The following is a 23,181-nucleotide window of genomic DNA, read 5'->3' on the forward strand; positions in this document are numbered from 1 at the left end:
TTCATTGTTTTATGGCAACATCACTGCTATAATTCCATAAAGCATAAAAAAAGCCTCAATAAATTGAGACTTTAATTTCTGTAGAATTTTCGGGAACTCTTAGATTAAAATAAAATATATTTAGCTTGCCACAGCTTTTTGATCTACATTAAAATAGTCTTTATGCTCTTCAATCATTTTTGCAATGGTAGCAGCTTTAGTATCAGTAATTTTAAATTCGAACAATGGTTCCTGATTTTTCTTTGATCTGACCATTTTCTCGGTATAAAAACGATAAACTAATCCGTTGGTTAATAAACCATACTTAGCTTTCGTTTTACGAAAGTATTTAGATAAACGGGAGTCATGAATATCCAGACTATCTTCATGGTGTTTGCATTCAACTAAAATAGTTGGCTCACCATCTTTCATAATGGTATAATCAACTTTTTTACTTTTTTTAACGCCAAAATCTAAAACAGCTTCCGATTGGACTTCAGATGGATCGAATCCTAAAATCTGAATAAAAGGCATAACTAGTGCATTTCTGGTTAAATCTTCAGATTGAACCTGAGGAAGCATTTTCTTAATTCTTACGGCAAATTGCCCGATTTCGTCTTTAAGTTCCATAGTAAGGTGTTTATAATTAGATGTTAATTTTTTAAATTGTACTGATTGAATACTGAACTTGCCGTAGAAATAATTTTATCTAAACTTTTCTTATCAAAGAAGTTACGGTTTAACATAGCGATCATGTATGATAATTTATCAATATCAGTCGCTTGCATGCTAAACTGAAAACTTTTTAATCCATCTTTAATCGCTTGTTGAACATAATTACGAACAATGAGAAATGACTTTCTAAATGCGTAATCACCATCAAAAGCACCGTTTTCTGTTTCCAGAACTTTCAAATTGTTGTACTCTTGTTGCATTTTTAAATACAGATCAGCATTTAATCCAGCTTTGGAAAGCACTCCGTTATGATATATTTTGCTGAGCAAGTATTCGTAGTCATTAGTTTTCATTGGGGCGATTTCAGGTAGATGCAGGGATGTTTTTCTTTTTTCTTCTTTTAACTTTTAATCTTATTTAAACCCAGTATTGTATGGCCTGTTTTTAATTATCTTATCTACAGGCAACACAAGCTTGGGCAGGCAGATGTTTAAGGGTTAATTAAATTCTTTACTTTTTTTGGAAGTAAATCAGATAATTATTTGTTTTTGGCAAACAGTTTAAAGATTACAAAACAAGGGGGGATTGGGAATTTTTTTACACCAACCCCGGGAATTATTACATGAAACCCCAGACTTCTTTAGATGAAAAATGTCCGTATTTTTTTAATAATAGGAAGCGAAATCAATTCTTTTTTTATTTAACTTGCATTAAAATCATTCCAACATCATATTTAATAATATCATGAATTTAAAATGCGTCGTTATTGATGACGAACAACATGCGATTGAGGTACTTACTGACCATATAGCAGAAATGCCCGGTTTAACAGTTTTTAAAACCTTTACCAGTCCGGTTCAAGCCTTAACTGAAATTAGTATTGATGATGAAATAGATTTACTCTTTATGGATATTGACATGCCCGGCATTAATGGCCTGGAATTAGCAAAAAATATCAGAGAAAAAGCGAAATATTTAATCTTTACAACGGCTCATCCAGACTATGCTTTACAAGCTTTCGATGTACAATCTGATCAATATTTACTAAAGCCAATTTCATTTGCAAAATTCGCTTTAGGCATTGACAGAATCTTAAAAAAGGAGGCTATTAACGCTAAAGCAGCTTCAAAAGACGCCGAACAAGTGGCTGCACTCTATATTAAAGGTGACCATAAATATGCTTTTTCTAACATCGCTATTGATGAAATACTTTACATAAAGGCGCTGCAAAACTATATACAGATCATTACAAGGGCCGAGACTCATACCACCTACCTTACCCTTAAAGAGATAGAAAAAGCTTTAGAAAACCATGCATTTATTCGGGTTAACAAATCGAATATTGTTGCTAAAGCTGCTATCAAAAAGGTAGATGGAAATATTATCCGCTTAATAAACAATGAAATGATCCAAATTGGCGAAGGCTATAAAGAAGCTTTCTTCGCCTATGTACAAAGTAGTTTACTAAAATCTAACAGAAGTCAGTAATTACTTTTTGAAAATATCCCAAGTTAGAACAACAGTCTTAGCAGTTACTGTAGATGGGTCAGTGTTAAAACCATTTGAATCTTTAACATTTTTATAAACGAAAACAGTTTTTTTAGCTAATTTATTTGTGTGTTGAGCTTTCATGATTTTGTAATTTAATTTTTGTTATTATTAATTTCTGTAAAGGTGCAACACTAATTCAATTACCTATATTTTTTTACACAAAATACCCGTTTCAGCAGATAAAAGCCCTATTTTAATAGAATTGAACCCAAAATAATGAATTTTTTAATCATAAATAATTTCTATAAAAAGTACAAAGTCCATCTGATTGCATGGGGTGCTTACATCATTTACGAGGTTTTTATCACTGGACTAATAAGTAAAACCTTTAGTCAACCTGGCAGTTACTTCATTGTATATTTGTTAAATATCTCGTTGTTCTATGCCCATGCATTTTTCTATGGTAAGGCAGTTAACGCTAAGGTTCAAACGCTAAAATTTATAAATGTTATTATAATAATTGTTTTAGAGATTTCCCTTTATTCTATAATCGCATTTTCTCTTCGATATTTATTCAATATACTTCACTTAGTAAATTACAACAGGCCAATTATTTTGGACCAAGAATTTATCCTAAGTTGCATTTGGCGCTCATTATATTTTATTGGTTTTTCTACTGGTTATGTATATATCTTAAAATCATTTGAAGATAGGAAAAGAGTTGAAGCATTAGAACGTCAAAGTCTTGTTACACAAATAGAAAAACAAGCCTTGGAGAATGATCTTGTCCAATCTCAAAACAACTTTCTTCGTAGTCAGATTAATCCCCATTTCTTATTCAACACTTTAAACTTCATTTATAATGATGCCCGCAAAAAGGCACCAATGGCTGCCGATGCCATTATGAATTTGGCTGAAATGATGCGATATGCATTAAAACGGCCGGAAGCATCAGAATTAGTTCCGTTAAGCGAAGAAGTTGAACAAATAGAGCATCTTATTAATCTTCACAAATTACGAACAGCAAATACAATAAACTTAGAATTGGAGGTTAATGGTGATCTGTTTGGATTACGATTTCCACCGCTTATTTTGTTAACTCTGGTAGAAAACATCTTTAAACACGGAAATGTTTCTCATTCCTCTCAACCGGCAATTATAAAAATAGATTATAATAATAATAACCTTAACATCACCACCATAAATATGGTTAATGATGTAAAAGGCAAGCAGCATGAAAGCCATCATGTCGGAATTGACAATATCAATAAGCGTTTAGCCAACTTTTATAAGGATGATTATATTTTCAGGTATTATAAAGATCCTTTAAACCGATATATCACTGAAATTGATGTTAATATTGTAAATCCAATGGCTAAGCTTAATATTAACCAATAGCATTTTTACGCTGAATATCTTTTAGCAGGAAATAATACATTACCATCTCGTTGGTTCGTTGATCTCTGCTGAACAAACGATTAACATGCATATGCATTAAATCGGTAAACAACTTAACTCTTTTATCGCCACTGCTTTGGTTGAGAATATTAATAAACGATTTCTTAAATTCATCGAAAGCATTTTTTTGGTTTTGATGTGGGGTGAACTCGGGCAGGTTTTTATATAATTGATATTGCTGATTAAGTTTTTTGAAATCTGAAGCATCCAGGTGATGTTCTTCATTAAATGAATCAGATACCAGCTTAATTATTTTTGTTAGAACGGCACCGTCAAAAACACCTGCCAATCTTAACTCATTAACCATTGTTGAGCAACTTTTATATTTTGTGAACGCATCAGCATGATTCTGCAAAAGTGATAATACGAACTCACTATCAACAGAAAAATGCTGCTCAACCTGGGAAATTAAATTTGCACCATAACGTTCGGTTTCTCTTTTATATGTTTTTAATTGTAAATCGGATACCAAGCCTTTATCCAGGTAATGATGAAGTGCATCGCTAAAGGCAGAAGTAAGCTTTTGGCCATCTTCTTGTTTATTTAATAAAACACGAAACCGCAGATGATTTCCGTTTTCATTATATCTGATAAAGAACCAGGATTTTATTTCTTCAGAAAACTGCCCTAAGAAAGCTGGTATTATGCCGGCAAGAATCTCATCCGATCGTTGTTGATGACAATATATTTCAAAATATAACCACTCCTTACCTGGTAAATAAACCTGCTGTATCGATGTATCCGCATTTTCTTCTTCATTCAACTTGCCATAAACTGTATTATTGTGGTGGAGATTCAGGATAAACTGGGCTAAATAAGGTTTACCATTTTGATCTTCAACCACACTATCTCTCGTAATGATCACTTCTTCGAGATACACTTTTTTCTGTTTTTGCATAAATTGAAGAAATGCACTCACATCATCATCGTTATCCAGATTAAAACATAAAGTTTGATCAGACAGGCCTGCTTTGAAGAATTTTGATAAGCCTGTTTTTTTCAGGTAACTTCTGGCTTCTTCAATGGATAAAGAAACCTTATCAGGGAAAAACATTTCTTTATTAACACGCCACTTTGCCGTGCTTAAAACAACATTATGATATTGAAAACGTGGATAATAATCTAAATCAGGAAAAATGTTTTCCAGTGTAAAAGAGAGGCTAGTTTGAATGCCCTGATGTTGAAGATCGCATAGTAATCTAAAAACTGAAAGATCAGATCGGGTATAGTTATAAGCAGAAGCTAATCGGGGAACAAGACGTTTGTTCAATTTATACGACCGCAAAAACACCTGGTTATCTTTAACCGAAATCTGGATATCATGGAGTGCGAGCGGAGATGCCGAGGTATCAAAATTCAATATGGATAATTGATGACCGTAAACTAATTTTCGCCGGTTGATATTATCAACATTTGTTTCTACCATGTAAGCAACATCAAAAAAAAGCACATCGGGATTTGCTTTTTGCTCGATATTAGAAGTGTTCTTGCAATATTCTTCTACCGCAGCATCAGCGATGGAAAACCGCCCGGTTAATGCATTGGCAGTGGCACCACCTATTTGATCAATACACACCAAATCATCAGCTAAAGACATTAAAAGGCTAAATGAATTCGGCAAAACACCTGGTTTTTCGTTTAGCCCGAAAGATAATTTATTTAGGAATATAGGTTCTCGTTTATTAAAGGTTTCTTTAGAAAGGTGGTTTTTTAACACATATTTCAGATCTTTTTCATCTTTATCGACATTTTTCTTATGATTAAATTGTGCAACAAAGTCGTCATTCTCTCCAGCCTGTTCCAACTCGTCATAACCAACCCCCATTTCAGGGTCTAATGCAGTTAATAATGGTACTTCCTGCTGATCAAATTTACGCTTGAACCTGGTTATAAAATTCTTTAAGGCGTCCCTTTCGTCAGATTGCAAAATTTTACTTAATGATTCTATTAAATTGGGTATTTGCCTCAACAATTTTTCATTAAGTACACCATTTATGGCTTTACGCTCGGCAATTAAATACTGAGGTTTATCAACAACAGTTGTAATACCAACTCTTTCAAAATAATCTTGTCCGATAATATTTGGGTCACGATCAGTAAAAACAAGTTGTAGCGAATGCATATCATTCAGAAGCGATAAAAGATTAATCCTGCTTTCTTCATCAAGGGCTAGTTTTTCAACTAAATCATTCACATGGATTGGTTCAATACATGTATCTAAAATTTGCTTTACAAAATCATCCTGTTCGATCTCCGCAAGTTCGAAAACACCGTTTGTACAAGCAATATACCGGATACTATCAGTGGTAAGATAATAACTGCTATTGCTAAACAAAAGGCCGTTTTGAAGAATAATTTCAGCAAAATCAAAATGGAGTTCATTTCGATACGGCCAATCAATAAAACGATGTACAATTTGTCCTTCATCAATAACAATTCTGCTTTCATCTGGCCTTATCGCATTTTCTAAAAAACTAAAGCTGGCAAATGTTCCGTAAGGAGTTGAGCGGTATTTTGCCCGGTTAAAGTACTTCCAAATGGTAAAATATACTTTTTGCGGAAGATTTTTTAAATCATCGGCTTCAACGTCTTTTATGGTTTCGTAAAAAGCACCTGATGAAATGGCAATTGCTTGTTTTAATTCATCCCAACAGGCCGAAAGATCAGACTGATAAGAAAATTTAGGGGTTCTAAAAATTACTGAGGGATGAATATTAGGTTTCATCTGTTTGTTTTTATTGTTTTTATTTGTCTGATGGAGCATACCATCATCAAATAATCATTCACTGTATGTTTAATGATTATTTAATTATGAATGGTTCATTGGAATAATTATTGGCGAAAATTACAAAGATTAATCTTAAAACCGATTATTACTTAAACAAAAAAGCCATCTCCAATAATTGAAGATGGCCGTTCATCGGGACGTAGATAGATTTCTGTTTTTTAGTGCTTGCGTTATAGAGTTTGCATTAAAATTTTTGCACATACGATTGCAAGCAAAAGAGCGTTAGCAGAACGATGATTGCAATACTATTGACGAATTTACAGTTAGGAGGAGTAATCTGTTTTATCCATTTCTATTCATTGTTTATGCAATCTATTTCATTCATTTTATTCATACCATGATTTGTTACTCAAATCATTTCTGCTATTGTGAAATTTTCATGACATTAGCCAAGTCATCCATATATATTAATGAACGCTAACGAACTCCTTAATGAGCTCAGGAAGTTTGTACTGATCAAGTCAGGATTGCGAAATATCGACCCTGCTCATTGTAAAGTAATTTCTGAGTATGTATTTCAAGAAACAAAGAACTACGTTAGTGAAACCACTATTAAAAGGTTTTTCGGCTTTGCCAATACTTTACACAAATTTTCCTTATTTACGCTCAATAGCCTGTCTCAATATATAGGTTATGCGGATTGGAGCGCTTTCTGTAAAGAGAGAGAAAACCACATCCCCCCATCTCAAAGCATTTGGCAAACGCTTAAATTAAAAGGCCATGTTATTACTGATGTTTCATTGATTGCGACAAAAAATAATTCGGGGGTGCCTTTTAACCACACCGCAAACAGAAATTTCTTCTATCCTGATTTTGATTATTTCTTAAGGAATGATTATCAGTTCACTACCGTCAGTGCACAACCCGGCCAAGGTAAATCGATCTTATTGGCACATATGGTGGAGCATTTCTTTTATTCAGATCATGCACTTTATAAAAACGATATTGTTTTACTTATAAACCCTACCAGTATAAACACCGTAATACAACACGGACTTACATTGAAAGAGTGGTTTGCCCAAGAATTTAAATTTGAAAGTATTAACGAATTAATTAGCTTTTTTAAAAAAAATCCTGATAAAAGAGAGGGCAGATTTGTACTCATTGTAGATGGTGTGGATGAGTTCCTGTCTAAAACAAGTTTCTTTAAGATCTTCATTAATTTCTTATATAGCATAGAAGAAAATAATTTTTTCAAAATTGTATTCGGTCTGAGGACAAATATTTGGATAAATCTCCAGCCTATTATAAGCAGTTCGGCATTTTTAACGAAGAACTGGTATAACGGCTTATTTTATGATATTGATATTTTAAGCAATGTTCCACCGCTAAACACAGAGGAGATTTTACATACTTTAAGTCGCATTGAGGAAAAATCAATTACGCAGAATGATGTTATCCCTCCTTTATTGAAGCAATTTAAAACGCCATTCTGGCTTCAAATTTATGCTAAATTAAAGGACGATAATTTCTCACTGGAACTGAGCGATCCTTTATTATGCTATGAGCTCATTAACTATTTTTTAGAGAAAAAAATATTTTTGGCGAAAAAGAGTACCGAAAAAATATTCTTGCTTAAAAAGATAAGCGAAAGCATTTCTGAAGGCAATAAAGGACCCCGGGTGGCTAAAGAAAGTATTTTGAGTTTTATTAATTACTATCCTGATGCCTACGAAGAACTTTTGTATGATGGTATTCTTGTTGAAGAGAAACGCCTTAGTACAGCAATTCCAACTGAAATTGTGCGTTTTCTAAACGATGATATTTATACTTATTTCCTGTTCATTCAAATTACTGAATGCTTTGATTACAAGCCAGGTAAGGAGTTTTTTGAATATATTTTAAAAAATTTTTCTTCGAAAACGCTGTTAAGACACCACATTCTAAACTGGTCAATCAGGTTTTGTATTAACAGGAACGAAATTGCTGAGTTAAAAAATATTCTGAAACTTCCATTCACGAATGAAGAAAAAAACAATTCCTTTGATTTCATTTGTACTGTAGCCAAATACGAGTTAAGCAAGTCAAATTCGAAATTCAATAAGCAAAGTATCGACCTCGATTTTATCGATATTTTAGCCATGGGGAGAACCATGAGCACCTTATATAAAGAGACAATCAAAAATATTTCCAACAACGTGCTTAATGAAGATGCGCAGATTATGCTGCTGGTCATTGAATGCAACATCGCACTGATCGATATTGATAAAGCATCTTTAATTAATGCGATGCAGTTGCTCAAAAGATATTATAAAAGGCTGAATGAGCTATTCCCCATCAATCCTTACGATTTAATCTTATATTTCCATAACAGCCTTATTAATAAACCATATGATGGCAAAACCCTGGAAGATAAAATCATTAAACTTTGTCAGCAAATAGATCAAAGTCCCTCTTTAAAGAATGCAGAGCTCACTACAGCAGAAATATTATCGTATAGAATGGTTTTGATTCTGCTTTTTGCCAGGAAAAACTATGCAGAATGCCACCGCTTTATTATGGCAATTTTAAACCGGTACCCTAATATATTTTATATCCGCTACTCTGTTTTTTCCCCTTTCCTATTGCTTCATTTAGGCCAAACCTATCTTAAACTGAATTATTATAAAAAAGCACAACGTATCATTGAATTTGTAGAAAAAATTACTGAGAGCGACTACACCTATTATACTAAATTTGTCTCTGTTGGGTTTAGTATGCTTAAAGCAAACTTCTATAATTGTACACATAACTACGAACAAGCCGTAGTTGAAACTGACAATGGGTTGAAAATGGCCCTTCAAAATGACTTCAAAATCTATGAAATTGCTTTACTTCTACTTAAAATAGATTCATTAAAACATTGTGATAACCATGAAGGGGTATCGAATGTGATTAAAGAGTTATTGAACTTTTTATCAACCAACAAAATTTCAATGCCAGATTATGCTAATCTGAACGGAGGAGAATTTGAACAAACTTTTAAGGTATTAAAATCTTACAAAACATAATTTTTTCTGACGACAATGTAGTTACTTCGTGGTCAGATCTTTCTGCCATGTGTTCATGCCATTAAGGTTCTGAAACAAGTTCAGAATGACGGCCGTTCATATATGGTGTTTAAGCATTATACCTAGCCGCCGCATCCTGCTTACCTGTAGCGAAGCAGAAAGCTACGAAGTAAATTGATTTTACAAGTAGAGTTAATGTTTTCAATAGTTTTGTAGCTACTTCGTGGTCAGCAATCTTTTATGCTAGGCGTTCATGCCATTAAGGTTCTGAAACAAGTTCAGAATGACGGCCGTTCATATATCGTTTTTTAAGCGTGAAGCCTAAATATCACATCTTATTTGATTAAATTGTAAAGCTCATCCAATTTAGGAGACAGCACAATTTCAATCCTTCTGTTTTTACTTCTTTCATCGGCGCTGGCATTTGATCCAAGAGGTTGAAACTCTCCCTTACCTGTAGCTGTCATTCTTACGCTTTCTACCTTTTCATTTTCAGTTAAATAACGAACAACAGATGTGGCTCTCAAAACGCTTAAGTCCCAATTATCTTTTATTTGACCAAGATTATTTATTTTCTGATTATCGGTATGGCCCTCTACAGCAATATTAATTTCAGGTTGTTGCTTTAAAACATTAGCCAGTTGCGTTAGTGCTTGTTTACCTTTTTCATCAATAACTATACTTCCTGATGGAAACAACAATTTATCGGTTAATGAAACGTAAACCTTGCCATTTTTGATTTCTACGGTTAAGCCACTTTTGGTAAAGCCAAGTAATGCTTGTTGTAATTTTTCTTTTAATGAATTTGTTGCTTCATCCCGCTTGCGCAAAACCTCTTCTACTTCTTTTAAACGTTTCTCGCGGGCAGCTAAATCTCCTGATAACTTGGTAATTTCACTGGATGTGTTGCTTTTGAGCTTTTTGTAGTTGCCTTCCATTTCGTTATAGCTGATTTGCAAATCTCTCAGCTCTTCGGCCATCATTGAGGTATCTTTCTTAAGTTTTGCAACTTCTTTTTCAAGGTTTTCAATTTTAATTAATCCCTCGTTGAATGCTGTGTATAAAGAATCTTTACTGCCCAATAAAGCTTTATACTTTTTTGGAGACAAAACAACACATGAAGTTAGGGATGAGATCAACAAGAGAATCGTAAAAGCGAAGAAAGTGTTTTTCATTTTTATTTTTTGGGTTAATCGGTTAATTGCTTAACTGGTTAAGTTTTTTTCAAGTACGGTTAACTATTTATACAGTTAAACATCTATAGCATTTCGTAAAAATGCAACTAATGGTTGTACCGTTTTAAAAGAACTTATTAACTTATTAACGAGTGTAGGTTTAAAAAACTCCTCATCCTTTAATTGCATTGTGGCCTCAAAGCTTTTTAGCTTGAGGAATTCAATGTTAGGATCGGCCGGATCGTAACCTTTAGGTGCATTTTTTAAAACGTTTGCTGTTCCCAGCTTAAAGTTTTCTTTAAAATCTTTACTGTTGATAATTTCTTTAAAATCGCCGATATTATAATCAATCTCTTGTCTGATCAATTTAACATGTGGAGCATCGGGCATCCAATAGCCACCGGCAACAAAACTTTTCTCTGGTTGGATATGTAAATAATAGCCTGGCTCATTTCCGCCTTTACTTTTTGAAGAGAACCAAATGCCATAATTATTCTTGTATGGGTCTTTGTTCTTACTAAATCTGACATCACGATAAATGCGCAGTAAACTTTTTTTAGGATCGGTATCTGCAGAGATTAAAGGGTCTACTTTTGCAAGCTCAGGAATAATTGCAGTTACCAGATTTAAAACATCTTGTTTGGCTTCTTCATATTTAGGTTTATGTTCGGCAAACCATTCACGGTTATTATTTGCTGCAACATCTTTTATGAACTTTAAAGTTTCTTTTTTTAACATATTTATTTTCCGGTTAATTGGTTAATTGTTTAAACCGGTTAACTGTTGCGTATCGTCAAATACACATGATTACCTCTAATTTCGGTTAATCGACTGATTGTTTAAACCGGTTAACTGCTGCGTATTGTCAAATACACATGATTACCTCTGATTTCAATTAACCATCTGGCTAATCGACTGATTGTTTAAACTGGTTAACTCCTGCGCATCGTCAAATACACATGATTACCTCTAATTTCAATTAACCAGTTAAACAATTTAAACGGTTAAACAATTAATCCATCATCAACTCATTTATCATAATATGGCTTATATTTTATATTTGGCGATAAAACATGTAGCAATATTATTCGTGAATATCGGTAGTTAAATGGATACAGAATGAAACAACCTGCAAAAATTACGATCAGGTAATGCCAGAAGGTACTTTCTGTTAGCGGCCCAAAAATAAGGTAAGTAATAAAACTCGCAATAAGCATTTCAATCACATTCATGGCGTAGCTTACATACATGGCGGCATAGAAATAACCTGGTTCAATTTCTATCCGTTGGCCACAATGACTACAAACCTCTTTGGTATGCTGAATATTCCATCCGTACATGCTTCCCGTGAAAATATCACCCCTACGGCAATGTGGGCATTTACAATGAACGATGGCGTAAAGTTTTGATGTTTTATCAGACATTTTCTAATTTAAATGGAACGGCTCTTTTTTCATATCTAAATGCACATTTTTTTTACGGTACTTTTTATACCAGATCACGCCCACAACAATAGCCATTACATATGGGATAGCCAAAAGATATAAAACACCCGTATTTAAACCCGCCGATACAGTGTTTCCATTTTTAACACCTTGCTCAGCATTAATGCTACACATGGCACATTGGGCATTGGCTCGTAACACCATTGTAAACGACAATGTTACCAAAAACAGAACAAAAGCAATTTTCTTCTTCATCATTGCAAATATACTGATTAACGATTGGAGCGGCTTAAAAATTATGTCATAAAAAAACCCTCGTTCAAGACGAGGGCTTTTTTGTGACAATTCTACATTATGCCAATAATAAATTATTTCTACACACTATCTACTGTAATACAAATGTCATTACAATTGATGGGTCTTCAACACTCGTCATTTTTGCATAAACAGTAGAACCATTAACATAGTAATCAAACGTAATTGAGTTAGCCAACATAAACGCATTAAGTTGCGATAGTGGATTTGCAACATAACCACCAGATGCAGCAGCATATGTTGTAAACTTATATACGCCATTTGCATCTACATTATATGAATAAACGATGCTTGTTGTCCAACCGGAAGTACCTCCGTTCTGGCTACTGAAACCATTCAGGGTTAATCGTTTATTTACCAAATTCCAAACATAATTTATACGACCATAATTGAAGTTATACCCACCTGTAATAGATGATATCAATCCGTTATGGAAATAATTCAGAATCGTAGTGCCTGTGGTGGATGTTCCGGGATAAATAGTTTTATATTCAGAAAGCATTCCAGTGTATTTACTTCCCCAAAGTTGGAATAACGGAACCAATGGTGTTGCCGAGGTTTTAATTATATATTCCTTGCCTGTTGAATCATATACGGCTAAGGTTGTTGGATCTTTCCACTTAAAGCTTACAAAAGTTACTCCCTGCCAAATTAATCCACTATTTAAAATAGATACACCATCAAGAGTAAAAGCATATTTTTGGCCACTCGAACTTACTGTTTGACCATCTGCCAGCACACCGGTAAAATCTAATCTTTTACCAGTGGAAAGATTATTGGAGGCATTAATTGTAATACCAACTTTAAGTGTAGCATTTCCAGATACCACTTCGATATAAGGGTTCGCAGTATTAATAAAGAAACTTTTTAACTTATCCATAGCCGCTTTTAGACCTTCACTTTCATAAGCATTTTTTTGAGCAGCAGTTGCCTTTATCATGGTTAGGGTTTGTTTATACTTCTTTCCTCTAAAGATCAAACTATCGGTAGTAAAGTGATCGAATATAAATTCTACATCACTTTTAAAACCAGAACCAGTTGCCCCTCCAAAAGAACTTGGGTTGGGATCTTCTAAAAGAGAAATGTAATTGTAAGTATCGAATATTAACTCTGCTCCCATATTTGCACGCATACGGTAGGTAGATGTGCCTATTTTGGTGGCACTTTCATCGGTTAAATCGCCGTACATTTTTACAGTTTCATTTGCTGCATCAAAACTCATATAGAAAGAGTATCCTCCTCCTGCCTGGGTGGGTAGGGTTGCTATCCAACCATTGGCAGCCGATGATAAACTGTTGTTAACTGTTGCTAACGCTTCTCCCATGCGTTCTTCTGGTCTTGCATCAAATACAAGTTCCTTTTCCTTTTTACAGCCTGCAAAGGTTAACAGTGCCATAAATAGAACATATAATATTTTTTTCATTTCTTTATAATGTTTGGCCTAAAACTCCATAAAAATAGTTTGTTGGTGTACCGCTCACAGAAAAACCTGCAGTACTATTAAAATTATCAGCATTAATATTTGCTGGCATCCAGTTAGCAATAAATGTTCGACCTGTAAGATACGCTTGAATAGTATTGGTAAATGAAGTTGCAAAAATCGCAGCATTATTGTAGGTAGTTCCAGTGCCTTGAGTAGCTTTGGTAAAGGTTACTACCCCTGTAGTTGGATTTATGGTATAAGTAAAAGTATAATCACCAAAATATTGCGTTGTTGCATTTGAAAATGCTGCTCTAACGGTTAATGCTGTAGTCGATTCAAATCTAAACTGAATATAATCCAGGTGATATTTTTGAGTAGAACTATAAGCTAATATAGCAGCTTTATAGGTGTCATAGGCAGTAGCAAAATCATTAGAAACCGGATAATTAGTATAAAGAACATCCTCAAGGTTTACAGTCATTGTTTTATACAAATTTTGTCCTACCCAGTAAGGAAATAATGTAGTAGAATATTTGTAGTTATTTCTCACAATTTTTTGAACCTCTTGCTGAAGTGCTCTGAAATTAATCCCTAAGTTAACCGTGAAATAATTCACAACACTTGCTTCCTTAGCCTTTAGAGCAGCTTTACCTTCTGTTGTAGAGCCGTTTGCCCAAGCATCAAACCATGCCTGGCCTTCAACTAATAAATGCGCAGTGGTTTCAGCAAAATCTTCACCAGGCTGACTGGTTGAATACGGTGTTACATATCCCATTGAGCGTGCAGTTGCGTCAGAAACGGTTGTCCATGTTGCATTATAAGTTGATTTAGTGATCAACTGAAAATCAACTGGCATAGGTACTAGCTGATTAAGAATATGCGTAAATTCATGATGTATGGTTCGCAATTTTCTACTTATTGTTGTACCATTAGTAAGGTCAAAGTTATTTAAATCATAAAGCGTAATATTACGACCGCCAGATGCTGTACCTAATGTATAAGAATTATCGGTGTTATAAGCTCCAGAGCCAAATAACACAAACTGTTTAGGAACTGTTTTTTTAATAAAAGTTGCACCGGCAACTGTACGGTATGGTAAAATAAAACCCTCCAAAACTGTTTGCATTTGAGGTTGGACTTTATCAACTTTTACAGCAGCAACATCTTTATCATCTCCATGTAGGAATCGATTATATCTATAAACAACATCGATATTATATTCATCCAAAAAAGTTGCTTTCAACCACGCATCAAGTTCGGTATTTGCTACAGGATCATCTACATTATACTTACTAAAATCTACATTTAGTGGATCTTCCTTTTTACAGGAAGTGGCTAAGCTTAATAAAAATAAGACGAAGCATATTTTATATAAATTTCTTTTCATGATATCTCTATTTTATTATCTCGGATTAAGTGGAACGCCTGATAGTGAGGCTTCTTCTGGGATTTGGAACATTCGGCGATTATCGTCAGGGCCAAGCTCAATAAAAGTTTCTGCACCATCGGTATCATAAACATTGTGTTTTACGGTTAAACGATGTCTTAAAATATCAAACCAACGTATCCCTTCTTGTAAGAATTCAAACTTTTTACTCTCTAATATTAACTTAATCACGGCTTCTTTATCATCCATAATTGAATAATATGTTTTGGCTTTCGCTATTGTTGGGGCGTCGGCTGAAGCACTATAATTATTAATTCTAACACTCATGAAGTCTGTTACATCCTTAATCGCTTTATCTAATTGGTTTAGCTGAGCATAAGCTTCTGCTCTGTTCATTAATGCTTCATCAACACTCAATAATGGCGACATGATATATGGATATCCTGTACTCGCATTCGGGCTTACCCTATAGAAGTACTCCTTATATTTATAGGTTGTATAATTTGGTACAGAGTAATAGATAATTTTATGAGCCAGTGCCTTTCCGCTATAATTACGGCTGGCTTCAAACATTCTAACTAAAGTTTGTCCATATCCATAACGTGGAGATGTTAGTCTTTGATATCCTGAATATTGATTTGCAAGAAGCAAGATTGATTTCTGATCAGATCTTGTAAACGCTGCATTAAATTCAGCAAGGGTCATATTCTTAAGGGTAGAATTGATGGGTCTTAAATAACTTAAAAAATCACCACTTGGAACAATTGCACTAACATGATCTATTACCTTTTGCCATTCGCCTTTAAAAAGATAAAAACGAGATGCAAAAGCATGAGCAGCAGCTGGCGTAAAGTGATACTTAGGCACTTCATATGCAGATGCGGATAATAATGCGATTCCTTCTGTTAAATCCTTTTCAATTTTCTCATATGTTTTCTGTACAGTTTCTCTTTCGTATTGCTTTATTACGACAGTTTCGGGTTCTGTAACATACGGAATACCGGGTGAATCATTGGTACCACCAATTTGATACGCCTTTGAGAATAAGGTAACCAGCATAAAATGAGCATAAGCCCGTGCTACTAAAGCTTCTCCTTTATATGGATTTACTGCACTTCCAAAATCATTTTGATCAATGGACTCCAGAGCTTGATTAGCGGCGGCGATTCCCGCATAACAACCATTCCAATAGTTAGTTGAAGTCCCTGTCCCAGAGCCAACGACATCCTGCCAAAAATATGGCCTTGTAGATACATCTGCTACAGTACCCACCCCACTTCCTTTATCTTCGGCATTGTCTGAGGCCGCCTCTGTAAACGTTAGGTAATCGTATTGAGGATAAGCGGTGGCAACCAATTGAGCAACTTTTTCAACAGTATTAATCTCTGTTCTATTATCTGGCTCTTTGTCCAGATATTTATTACACGACTGTGACATAAAAGCAACCACAACACATGTAGCTATAAATTTATTTTTTTTCAATTTCATAATACCTAAGATTTTAAAAACCAACTTTTAACGATAATGTATATTGCTTAGGAATTGGTATTGCAACTCCTCCAGTCCCAAAAAATTCCGGATCCTGACCATTTAATTTTTTATCAGAGTAAAGAAGTGCGATGTTATTTCCTACTAATGATACTGATACATTAGACATATGTAGTCTAGAAACCAGTTTTTTAGGGAATTGGTAGGTAAAGGCAATTTGTTTAAAACGAATAAAGTCTCCTTTTGCTACTCTTTCGGTAGAGTAATTATATAAATTATATGGATAAATACCCGATACGACTGAACCATCAGCATTTGTAATTGTTTGAGATGCGACAAATGGATCTACTAATGCGGGAACATTAGTATATTGCTCATCGCCGGGCATTACCCATCTGTTTAATAAATCTTTTGACATCGCATACAAATCCGGATATGATACTGAATATGTAGGGATCAAGCGAATTACGTTACCCGCTGAGAAAGTAAATAAAGTTGTTAAACTAAAGTTTTTATAGCTGAAATTATTATAGAAACCACCATTGTAGGGTGCATCTACAGGTCCTTCATATTTAAGTGTTCCTACTGTTGTACTTTGTAAATTCACATAAGTGTTAACCTTTCCATTTTGATCAATAAAATATGGGTGACCGGTATAATGGTCTAAGCCCGCAAATTGTATAGAATAAAGTCCTCTTTGTGAATGCCCTTCAAGTGGACCTCCATCGGCGCTCACTAAACGCCAAATGTTTGGATTTACCTGAAGTTCAGTGATTTTATTTGTATTATAACCGAAGTTTAGATTGGTACGCCATTTAAAATCAGCTTCATTTAATACATTACCAGTCAAAGTAAATTCAAATCCACTCGATTTCATTTTACCATAGTTCGCTGTTTTGGTAAACTGTCCGCCAATTCCTGAAGTATTAATTGAACCGATTAAGTCAAAGATGTTTCTTGTATAATAGTCAACTGTTAACTGAAGTCGATTATTGGATAAGAGACCAATATCAGCACCAACATTAAATTCATATAATTTCTCCCAGGTTAATTCCGAATTCGCCAGGCTTGAAATATAAGTAACTGTCTCTTTTTCATTATCGTACGGGCGGCGTGCAACCTGATTGTAAAATACAGCCGCAGAGTTATTGGCATTCCCAATATTAGCTACCAAACCATAGGTAGCCCTTAAAGTAGCTGAATTTACGATATTGTTTTCCCACCAAAATTTTTCCTGATCAATATTCCACTTACCAGAAACGTTCCAGGTAGGAAGCCATCTGGCGGTTTTGCTGCTACCCATTTTATTTGAACCATCCAATCTTGCAGATCCATTAAAAACATATCGGTCTTTGAAATTGTATGCTGCTGTTCCCAGAAATCCTACAAAACGGTCGTAAGTATTACTCATCGAAAAATATGGATAGCCAGACTCTTGCGCCCATTTAAAATAACGGTAATTAGAATTTACAATTCCACCATTATCATATTGATAACCAACCCCATCAAAAGCTTCGGTTTGTCTGTCAGTATACCTTGTTTCCATAGACGTAAATAAATTTAGGTGGTGATCAGTGCCGAACATTTTATCGAAGACTAAATCTTGTCTGAAATAATAGTTCTTCAAGTTATCCCCCTTGATATTATAAAATCCGCCTTCCGGAAGAACAACATATGGCAATCCATTTGGATTGTCTGGATCGCTGTATAAATATTTATTGTCTCCAATAACAGTAGCATCTTTTGCTGCCCTATAAGCCAATGCCATATTAGAATTTTCTAACACATAAGTTTGTCTTTCAGTTTTAGCATAGCGGTAAGCACCATTAACAGTGTAGGATAGGCTTGGAAGGATTTTGTATGTTAACCCACCTTGAACTTTAAAATCAATTTGAGTTAATTTTAAATAATTGTTTTCTAACTCAGTCAAAATATTAAACGGAGCATAATTACGTGTGAAATATTCTCTATTTCCATTTTCGTCGTAAGCAGTTATGGCCCTGCTTGTATTCAATGCATAAGAATATGGATTGATATCGAAGTCTCTTGAATAAGAGCCATACACTGGATCAGAAGTACGATCTAAGGTTCCGGGCGCCATTTGATCACGGATAGAACCGTTAGCTAAAAGCTCCCCACTGATTTTAGGACTTAATTTAAAATTTGACCTAAAGTTTCCTGTAAACCGATCAACGCTATTACCTAAAGTTTGACCTGTATCATGCAAATAAGAGGTAGAAGCATAAGTTTGAAAATTCTCTGTTCCGGAGTTTAAGCTTACAGAGTGTTCTTGCAACAATGAGTTTTTGAAAAGAATATCGAACCAATCTGTATTTGCATTGGCATAACGTTCTAAAAATTTGTTACGACTAGCTACATCATTTTTCAAGGCATAAGTGTTGGTTGTCTCATCGTAGTCATATAATGAATTATACATTTTATAGAAAACACCTCCTGTTGCCCCACGAGATGCAGAAGCATGGTTATAGTAACCCTTGTTTTCGAGCTCCATCATTACCGACATTTGATCTGCAGAATTCATAATATCAAAATCAGAATAAGAAGGTTTCAAATAGGTTGTATAATTCCCTGTATAGCTGATATTTGGCTTGCCTTGTGTTACTTTCCCTTTCTTGGTATTTACCACAATTACGCCATTCATGGCACGAGCTCCATATTTTGCAGTAGCTGCAGCATCCTTCAATATTGTGAAACTTTCAATATCATCTGGATTTAATCCCGCAACTGATGAGCCAATCAGAGTATTGGCATCCCCGGTTGAAAGTGCTTCATTTGAAATATTAACCACATCTTCCAGGATAATACCATCAACAACCCAAAGCGGTTTATTATCACCAGAAATTGAAGTAGCACCACGAACGCGGATTTTAGGTGCAGCGCCAAAAGTACCGGAAACATTTTGAACTGACACCCCCGCTACCTGTCCTTCAAGCATACGACTAATATCAGGAACACCATTTCGTTGTGCGTCAGAAGCTTTTACCAATGTTGCAGAACCTGTAAATAACTTTTTATTTAAATCCTGATAACCAGTTGAAACAACGTTTACCTCTTGTAGTTGAGCAGCATCTTCTTCCAGTGTTATATTAATTACAGTTTTGTTGCCAATCGCGATTTCAACAGGTTTGTAGCCGATATAACTAAATACCAACGTAGCGCCTTCGTTAACCGAAATTTGATAATTACCATTTGCTGCTGTTGAAACTGCATTTGCCGCACCTTTCTCTCTTACACTTACGCCCGGCATCGGAGTTCCATTTTTATCAATTACCTTTCCGGTAATTTTAACAACAGCAAAGTAATCCAATACCTTATCAAAAATTGATTTCTCTTTAGGTTTAATAAGAATAGTTTTGTCTTCAATAGCATAAGTCAAGTCATTACCAGATGTGATTTTGTTCATTACCTCTTCTATTGTGGCGTTTTTAAAATCAGCGTTAAAAGTGGTATTGCTTTTGATTTTGTTTGTTGATAGTAGCACATCATAACCTGATTGCAACCTAATTTCTCTAATAATTTTTTCAAGGGTTACATTTTTTTCTTTCAACGTAACTAACTGACCAAATGAAGCTGCACTTACCTGCATTAAAGAGGTAAGCAATATGATGGTTACTAACTTCATAATTAATAGGAATTTAGATATGTAGCGGCGATGCGTACATAAAATTCTAATATAAATTTTGTACATTTAATTGTCTGTTTGTTTATGGAAATGCTGGCTTTTCAGTTTCAATAAAAAGCATTCCACGGTTAATCTAAGAAATAATTGGATTTGTTCGATTCTGGCTTACCAGAATAGTTAAACAGATATAAAGGGGTGTTGCGAGCACTCCTTTTTTTATTTGTTTAACTTGAAAGATCAGTCTTGTTGTCGAAGTGTATTCATATCGGTTTGTTTTAGGTTAAGTTGGTTGTATTTTTTTATATTTTTTATAGATAAAGATTAGTTAGTTCTTCATCTTTTATTTTTAATCTTTGTATACTAAAACTTTATTGTCTTTAATATCGTAACGCACTTCTCCGGTTTGTTCGAATTTCCTTAATACCTTCGAAATCTTTTCAAACCGGCTTACAGTTCCATAGTACATTACATCTTTTGCCTCAGGATCCATATATTCTATCTGAACATTATACCATCTGGCTATTTTTTTCAAAATAGTCTCTTGTCTTTCATTGTTAAACATGAAATATCCATTTTTCCAGGCAATGGCTTCATCAACATCAACCGTTTTCACATCAATACCTTTTGATGATAAAATTGATTGTTCGCCCGGGGCTAACAGTTCAAAACGAGATGGATCATTAATTGCCGATATGCGGACACGACCTTCAAATAAAGTAGTTTTGGTTACCAATTCATCAGCATAACTGTTGATATTGAAATGTGTACCTAAAACCTCTAATTTTTGCTTATCTGTTTTAACTATAAAGGGATGTTCTTTATCTTTTTTAACTTCGAAATATGCTTCACCGGTTAACTCAACCAATCTTACTTTTGATTTCGAAATATTTAAAGGATACTTCAACGAGCTTGCAGCATTTAACCAAACACTCGAACCATCGGGCAAACGAATTTCCCATTCGCCACCATTTGGGGTGGTAATGGTATTTAATTTTGAATCATCAGTATTGCCATTTGTTGTTTGCTCAATGTTATAAACCAATTGGCCATCTGCAGTTTTCGAAATAGATATTCCGCTCTCTTTTATTAAATCACCATTTTTAATATCATTTAATGCGATTTTTCTGCCATCTGCCAAAGTTAAAATCGCTTTATTTCCACCGGGCATTACATCAGAATAATATACTCTTTCCTTCTTCTTATTTAAGTAAAACAGCGAAGTTAAAGAGAATGTGAGAACAACTATTGCTGCCGCAACCCATTTCAATTTTGAGAATAAAGAAACTTTGCGGGTAGGTACTTTATCAATGGATAAAATCTCATCTACAGTTGTATTCCATTTTTCATCAACCGGAGCCGAAGATATTGGTTGATCTTCTTCCTTTAACATCATTTTCACGATTTCATCAATAACAAAATCAGGGTTATCATCTACAAAACTCAAAAGTTGTTCCCTTTCAGCTTTGCTGAGCAAACCTAATTCAAACTGCTGTAATAAATGATTTATTTGTCGGTTCATAAAGATTCTAAGACTAAGAAGCGGTAAACAGAAATTAGGACTATTGGGAAATATATTTTTTTTACTTTTTTTATAAAGTATATAGGATCAACCCTAGAAGCAAAGTAATTCCATGTCGGGAAAGCTCAATTCTGATATATTTCAGTGCAGAAACCAATGAATTTTTTACTGTGTTTATAGAAATACCTAATTGATCGGCAATTTCAGGAATAGTTTTACCCTCATTTCTACTTAGCTGATAAATTTTTCTGCGTTGATTAGGCAATTTATCTACAGCAAAGGAAACAATTCTTTTTATTTCATTTAAATGAATGGATTCAGCGGTGTTATTGCTAATATGCTGCTGTGTTATTTTTAGGTTATCGATTATCTTATCATCTTTTAATTTCTTGCGAAGATAACCCAGACATTCATTTGAAACGTACTTATATAAATAGGCCTTTATGTTTTCAACTTGCTCCAGTTTATCGCGATTTAACCATACTCTAACAAAGGCATCTTGTATAATCTCCTGAGCTGCATCGGTTGATTTGGTAAATTTTACAGCAAAGCTATTTAAAACAGGTAAATATCTGAAAAACAGAATAGAAAATGCCTGTTCATCACCATCAACAATTTTTTTAATAAGTTCTTTTTCCCCCTCAGTATTATTAAATGCCATATCGTTAGTTAAATCCTTATTAACAATGGATTACGATTTGCCAAATCGAAAATAAATTTATTAAAAAAATCAGGCTATAGCCTGATACCTATCTACTAAATATAGAAATCAATAATACAACTTTATACGCAGAAAAATGACAGGTTGGTATGCTTTTTTAGCAGCAGAAATAAATTACCTAACTTAATAGTTATAGTAAGGTGCTATCATTAAGTAAACAATTACGCCAGTAACCGCAACATAAAGCCACATTGGGAAGGTAATTTTCGCAATTTTTCTATGTCTGTCAAAACGTTGAGCCAGCGCCCTGACATAGGTTACCAATACAAAAGGAATGATGATAACAGATAAACAAATATGGGTAATTAAGATAAAATAGTAAATATATTTTATAGCGCCTTCGCCACCAAATCTGGTTGAATCAGAAGTCATATGATAGGCAACGTACATAGCCAAAAAAGCAACTGATAATCCTATCGCAAACTTCATCAGGTTTTCGTGCAACTTTTGCTTGCCATTTTTAATGGCCCAAACTGCTGCAACCAACACTACTGCTGTTACGCCGTTAATTGCCGCATATATAGGAGGTAAGAAAGACAATGGCTTTACATCATAGCCAAGTTTTCTTAAATTAACACCAAATAAAAGTGCTACAACCAAAGGAATAGCAATGGATAAAACAATAATCCATTTATTATATTTCTTTTCTAACAAATTATTCTCCATGAACAGACTACTAATTGT

General features: G+C 34.3%; 18 protein-coding genes. 3 read left to right on the plus strand and 15 right to left on the minus strand.

Going from position 1 to position 23,181, the window contains the following annotated elements:
* Positions 1–120: 120 nt before the first annotated feature.
* Both DU508_RS19240 and DU508_RS19245 read right to left on the minus strand, forming a co-directional pair.
* Positions 121–609: a type I restriction enzyme HsdR N-terminal domain-containing protein gene (locus DU508_RS19240; protein WP_115404393.1), complete on the minus strand. Its 489-nt coding sequence runs from the start codon at positions 607–609 to the stop codon at positions 121–123.
* 23 nt (positions 610–632) lie between these two features.
* Entirely contained in the window at positions 633–1,007 is a 375-nt protein-coding gene (locus DU508_RS19245; protein WP_115404394.1) for a hypothetical protein, read from the minus strand.
* A gap of 391 nt (positions 1,008–1,398) precedes the next feature.
* Here DU508_RS19245 and DU508_RS19250 point away from each other — a divergent pair, with 391 nt between their 5' ends.
* The gene (locus tag DU508_RS19250) at positions 1,399–2,142 is read left to right on the plus strand and encodes a LytR/AlgR family response regulator transcription factor (protein WP_115404395.1); all 744 of its coding nucleotides are present in this window, start codon (positions 1,399–1,401) and stop codon (positions 2,140–2,142) included.
* Here the strand turns inward: DU508_RS19250 and DU508_RS23925 are convergent, their stop codons facing one another.
* Entirely contained in the window at positions 2,143–2,286 is a 144-nt protein-coding gene (locus DU508_RS23925; protein WP_158542214.1) for a hypothetical protein, read from the minus strand.
* 135 nt (positions 2,287–2,421) lie between these two features.
* Here DU508_RS23925 and DU508_RS19255 point away from each other — a divergent pair, with 135 nt between their 5' ends.
* Positions 2,422–3,543, plus strand: coding sequence for a sensor histidine kinase (locus DU508_RS19255; RefSeq protein WP_115404396.1), 1,122 nt, complete (start codon positions 2,422–2,424; stop codon positions 3,541–3,543).
* On the opposite strand, the gene DU508_RS19260 is transcribed toward DU508_RS19255, so the two are convergent.
* Positions 3,533–6,328, minus strand: a complete 2,796-nt coding sequence (locus DU508_RS19260; RefSeq protein WP_158542215.1) for a lantibiotic dehydratase — start codon at positions 6,326–6,328, stop codon at positions 3,533–3,535. The genes DU508_RS19255 and DU508_RS19260 overlap by 11 nt on opposite strands.
* A gap of 473 nt (positions 6,329–6,801) precedes the next feature.
* Between DU508_RS19260 and DU508_RS19265 the strand changes: the two genes are divergently transcribed.
* A complete protein-coding gene (locus DU508_RS19265) occupies positions 6,802–9,381 on the plus strand; it encodes a hypothetical protein (protein ID WP_115404398.1) in 2,580 nt (859 codons plus the stop codon).
* Between the two features lie 335 nt (positions 9,382–9,716).
* On the opposite strand, the gene DU508_RS19270 is transcribed toward DU508_RS19265, so the two are convergent.
* The 11 genes from DU508_RS19270 to DU508_RS19320 form a co-directional block, all read right to left on the minus strand.
* Complete coding sequence (locus DU508_RS19270; protein ID WP_115404399.1) at positions 9,717–10,556, minus strand: OmpA/MotB family protein; 840 nt, start codon at positions 10,554–10,556, stop codon at positions 9,717–9,719.
* 75 nt (positions 10,557–10,631) lie between these two features.
* On the minus strand, positions 10,632–11,294 hold the full coding sequence (locus tag DU508_RS19275; RefSeq protein ID WP_115404400.1) for a DUF2461 domain-containing protein: 663 nt from the start codon (positions 11,292–11,294) through the stop codon (positions 10,632–10,634).
* Positions 11,295–11,584: 290 nt separating this feature from the next.
* Positions 11,585–11,980, minus strand: a complete 396-nt coding sequence (locus DU508_RS19280; RefSeq protein WP_115404401.1) for a DUF983 domain-containing protein — start codon at positions 11,978–11,980, stop codon at positions 11,585–11,587.
* A gap of 3 nt (positions 11,981–11,983) precedes the next feature.
* Positions 11,984–12,259 (minus strand): hypothetical protein, encoded by a 276-nt coding sequence (locus tag DU508_RS19285; protein ID WP_233509680.1) that lies wholly within the window; start codon positions 12,257–12,259, stop codon positions 11,984–11,986.
* A gap of 127 nt (positions 12,260–12,386) precedes the next feature.
* Positions 12,387–13,739, minus strand: a complete 1,353-nt coding sequence (locus DU508_RS19290) for a DUF4302 domain-containing protein (RefSeq protein WP_115404403.1) — start codon at positions 13,737–13,739, stop codon at positions 12,387–12,389.
* 4 nt (positions 13,740–13,743) lie between these two features.
* Complete coding sequence (locus tag DU508_RS19295) at positions 13,744–15,126, minus strand: substrate import-associated zinc metallohydrolase lipoprotein (protein ID WP_115404404.1); 1,383 nt, start codon at positions 15,124–15,126, stop codon at positions 13,744–13,746.
* A gap of 15 nt (positions 15,127–15,141) precedes the next feature.
* Positions 15,142–16,614 (minus strand): RagB/SusD family nutrient uptake outer membrane protein, encoded by a 1,473-nt coding sequence (locus DU508_RS19300; protein ID WP_115404405.1) that lies wholly within the window; start codon positions 16,612–16,614, stop codon positions 15,142–15,144.
* 13 nt (positions 16,615–16,627) lie between these two features.
* Positions 16,628–20,257: a SusC/RagA family TonB-linked outer membrane protein gene (locus DU508_RS19305; protein ID WP_233509681.1), complete on the minus strand. Its 3,630-nt coding sequence runs from the start codon at positions 20,255–20,257 to the stop codon at positions 16,628–16,630.
* Positions 20,258–20,603: 346 nt separating this feature from the next.
* Entirely contained in the window at positions 20,604–21,776 is a 1,173-nt protein-coding gene (locus tag DU508_RS19310) for a FecR family protein (protein ID WP_115404406.1), read from the minus strand.
* 70 nt (positions 21,777–21,846) lie between these two features.
* The gene (locus tag DU508_RS19315) at positions 21,847–22,437 is read right to left on the minus strand and encodes an RNA polymerase sigma-70 factor (RefSeq protein ID WP_115404407.1); all 591 of its coding nucleotides are present in this window, start codon (positions 22,435–22,437) and stop codon (positions 21,847–21,849) included.
* A gap of 183 nt (positions 22,438–22,620) precedes the next feature.
* The gene (locus DU508_RS19320; RefSeq protein WP_115404408.1) at positions 22,621–23,163 is read right to left on the minus strand and encodes a DUF420 domain-containing protein; all 543 of its coding nucleotides are present in this window, start codon (positions 23,161–23,163) and stop codon (positions 22,621–22,623) included.
* Positions 23,164–23,181 lie beyond the last annotated feature (18 nt).

It is taken from the genome of Pedobacter chinensis, from assembly GCF_003339865.1.
Lineage (GTDB): Bacteria > Bacteroidota > Bacteroidia > Sphingobacteriales > Sphingobacteriaceae > Pedobacter > Pedobacter chinensis.

What these genes read in the sequence shown, in the direction of transcription:
- DU508_RS19310 (WP_115404406.1), bottom strand. Translation starts at nt 21,776, where the DNA reads ATGAACCGACAAATAAATCATTTATTACAGCAGTTTGAATTAGGTTTG.
- DU508_RS19315 (WP_115404407.1), bottom strand. Translation starts at nt 22,437, where the DNA reads ATGGCATTTAATAATACTGAGGGGGAAAAAGAACTTATTAAAAAAATT.
- DU508_RS19270 (WP_115404399.1), bottom strand. Translation starts at nt 10,556, where the DNA reads ATGAAAAACACTTTCTTCGCTTTTACGATTCTCTTGTTGATCTCATCC.
- DU508_RS19250 (WP_115404395.1), top strand. Translation starts at nt 1,399, where the DNA reads ATGAATTTAAAATGCGTCGTTATTGATGACGAACAACATGCGATTGAG.
- DU508_RS19300 (WP_115404405.1), bottom strand. Translation starts at nt 16,614, where the DNA reads ATGAAATTGAAAAAAAATAAATTTATAGCTACATGTGTTGTGGTTGCT.
- DU508_RS19320 (WP_115404408.1), bottom strand. Translation starts at nt 23,163, where the DNA reads ATGGAGAATAATTTGTTAGAAAAGAAATATAATAAATGGATTATTGTT.
- DU508_RS19260 (WP_158542215.1), bottom strand. Translation starts at nt 6,328, where the DNA reads ATGAAACCTAATATTCATCCCTCAGTAATTTTTAGAACCCCTAAATTT.
- DU508_RS19290 (WP_115404403.1), bottom strand. Translation starts at nt 13,739, where the DNA reads ATGAAAAAAATATTATATGTTCTATTTATGGCACTGTTAACCTTTGCA.
- DU508_RS19240 (WP_115404393.1), bottom strand. Translation starts at nt 609, where the DNA reads ATGGAACTTAAAGACGAAATCGGGCAATTTGCCGTAAGAATTAAGAAA.
- DU508_RS19245 (WP_115404394.1), bottom strand. Translation starts at nt 1,007, where the DNA reads ATGAAAACTAATGACTACGAATACTTGCTCAGCAAAATATATCATAAC.
- DU508_RS23925 (WP_158542214.1), bottom strand. Translation starts at nt 2,286, where the DNA reads ATGAAAGCTCAACACACAAATAAATTAGCTAAAAAAACTGTTTTCGTT.
- DU508_RS19295 (WP_115404404.1), bottom strand. Translation starts at nt 15,126, where the DNA reads ATGAAAAGAAATTTATATAAAATATGCTTCGTCTTATTTTTATTAAGC.
- DU508_RS19255 (WP_115404396.1), top strand. Translation starts at nt 2,422, where the DNA reads ATGAATTTTTTAATCATAAATAATTTCTATAAAAAGTACAAAGTCCAT.
- DU508_RS19305 (WP_233509681.1), bottom strand. Translation starts at nt 20,257, where the DNA reads ATGAAGTTAGTAACCATCATATTGCTTACCTCTTTAATGCAGGTAAGT.
- DU508_RS19275 (WP_115404400.1), bottom strand. Translation starts at nt 11,294, where the DNA reads ATGTTAAAAAAAGAAACTTTAAAGTTCATAAAAGATGTTGCAGCAAAT.
- DU508_RS19280 (WP_115404401.1), bottom strand. Translation starts at nt 11,980, where the DNA reads ATGTCTGATAAAACATCAAAACTTTACGCCATCGTTCATTGTAAATGC.
- DU508_RS19265 (WP_115404398.1), top strand. Translation starts at nt 6,802, where the DNA reads ATGAACGCTAACGAACTCCTTAATGAGCTCAGGAAGTTTGTACTGATC.
- DU508_RS19285 (WP_233509680.1), bottom strand. Translation starts at nt 12,259, where the DNA reads ATGATGAAGAAGAAAATTGCTTTTGTTCTGTTTTTGGTAACATTGTCG.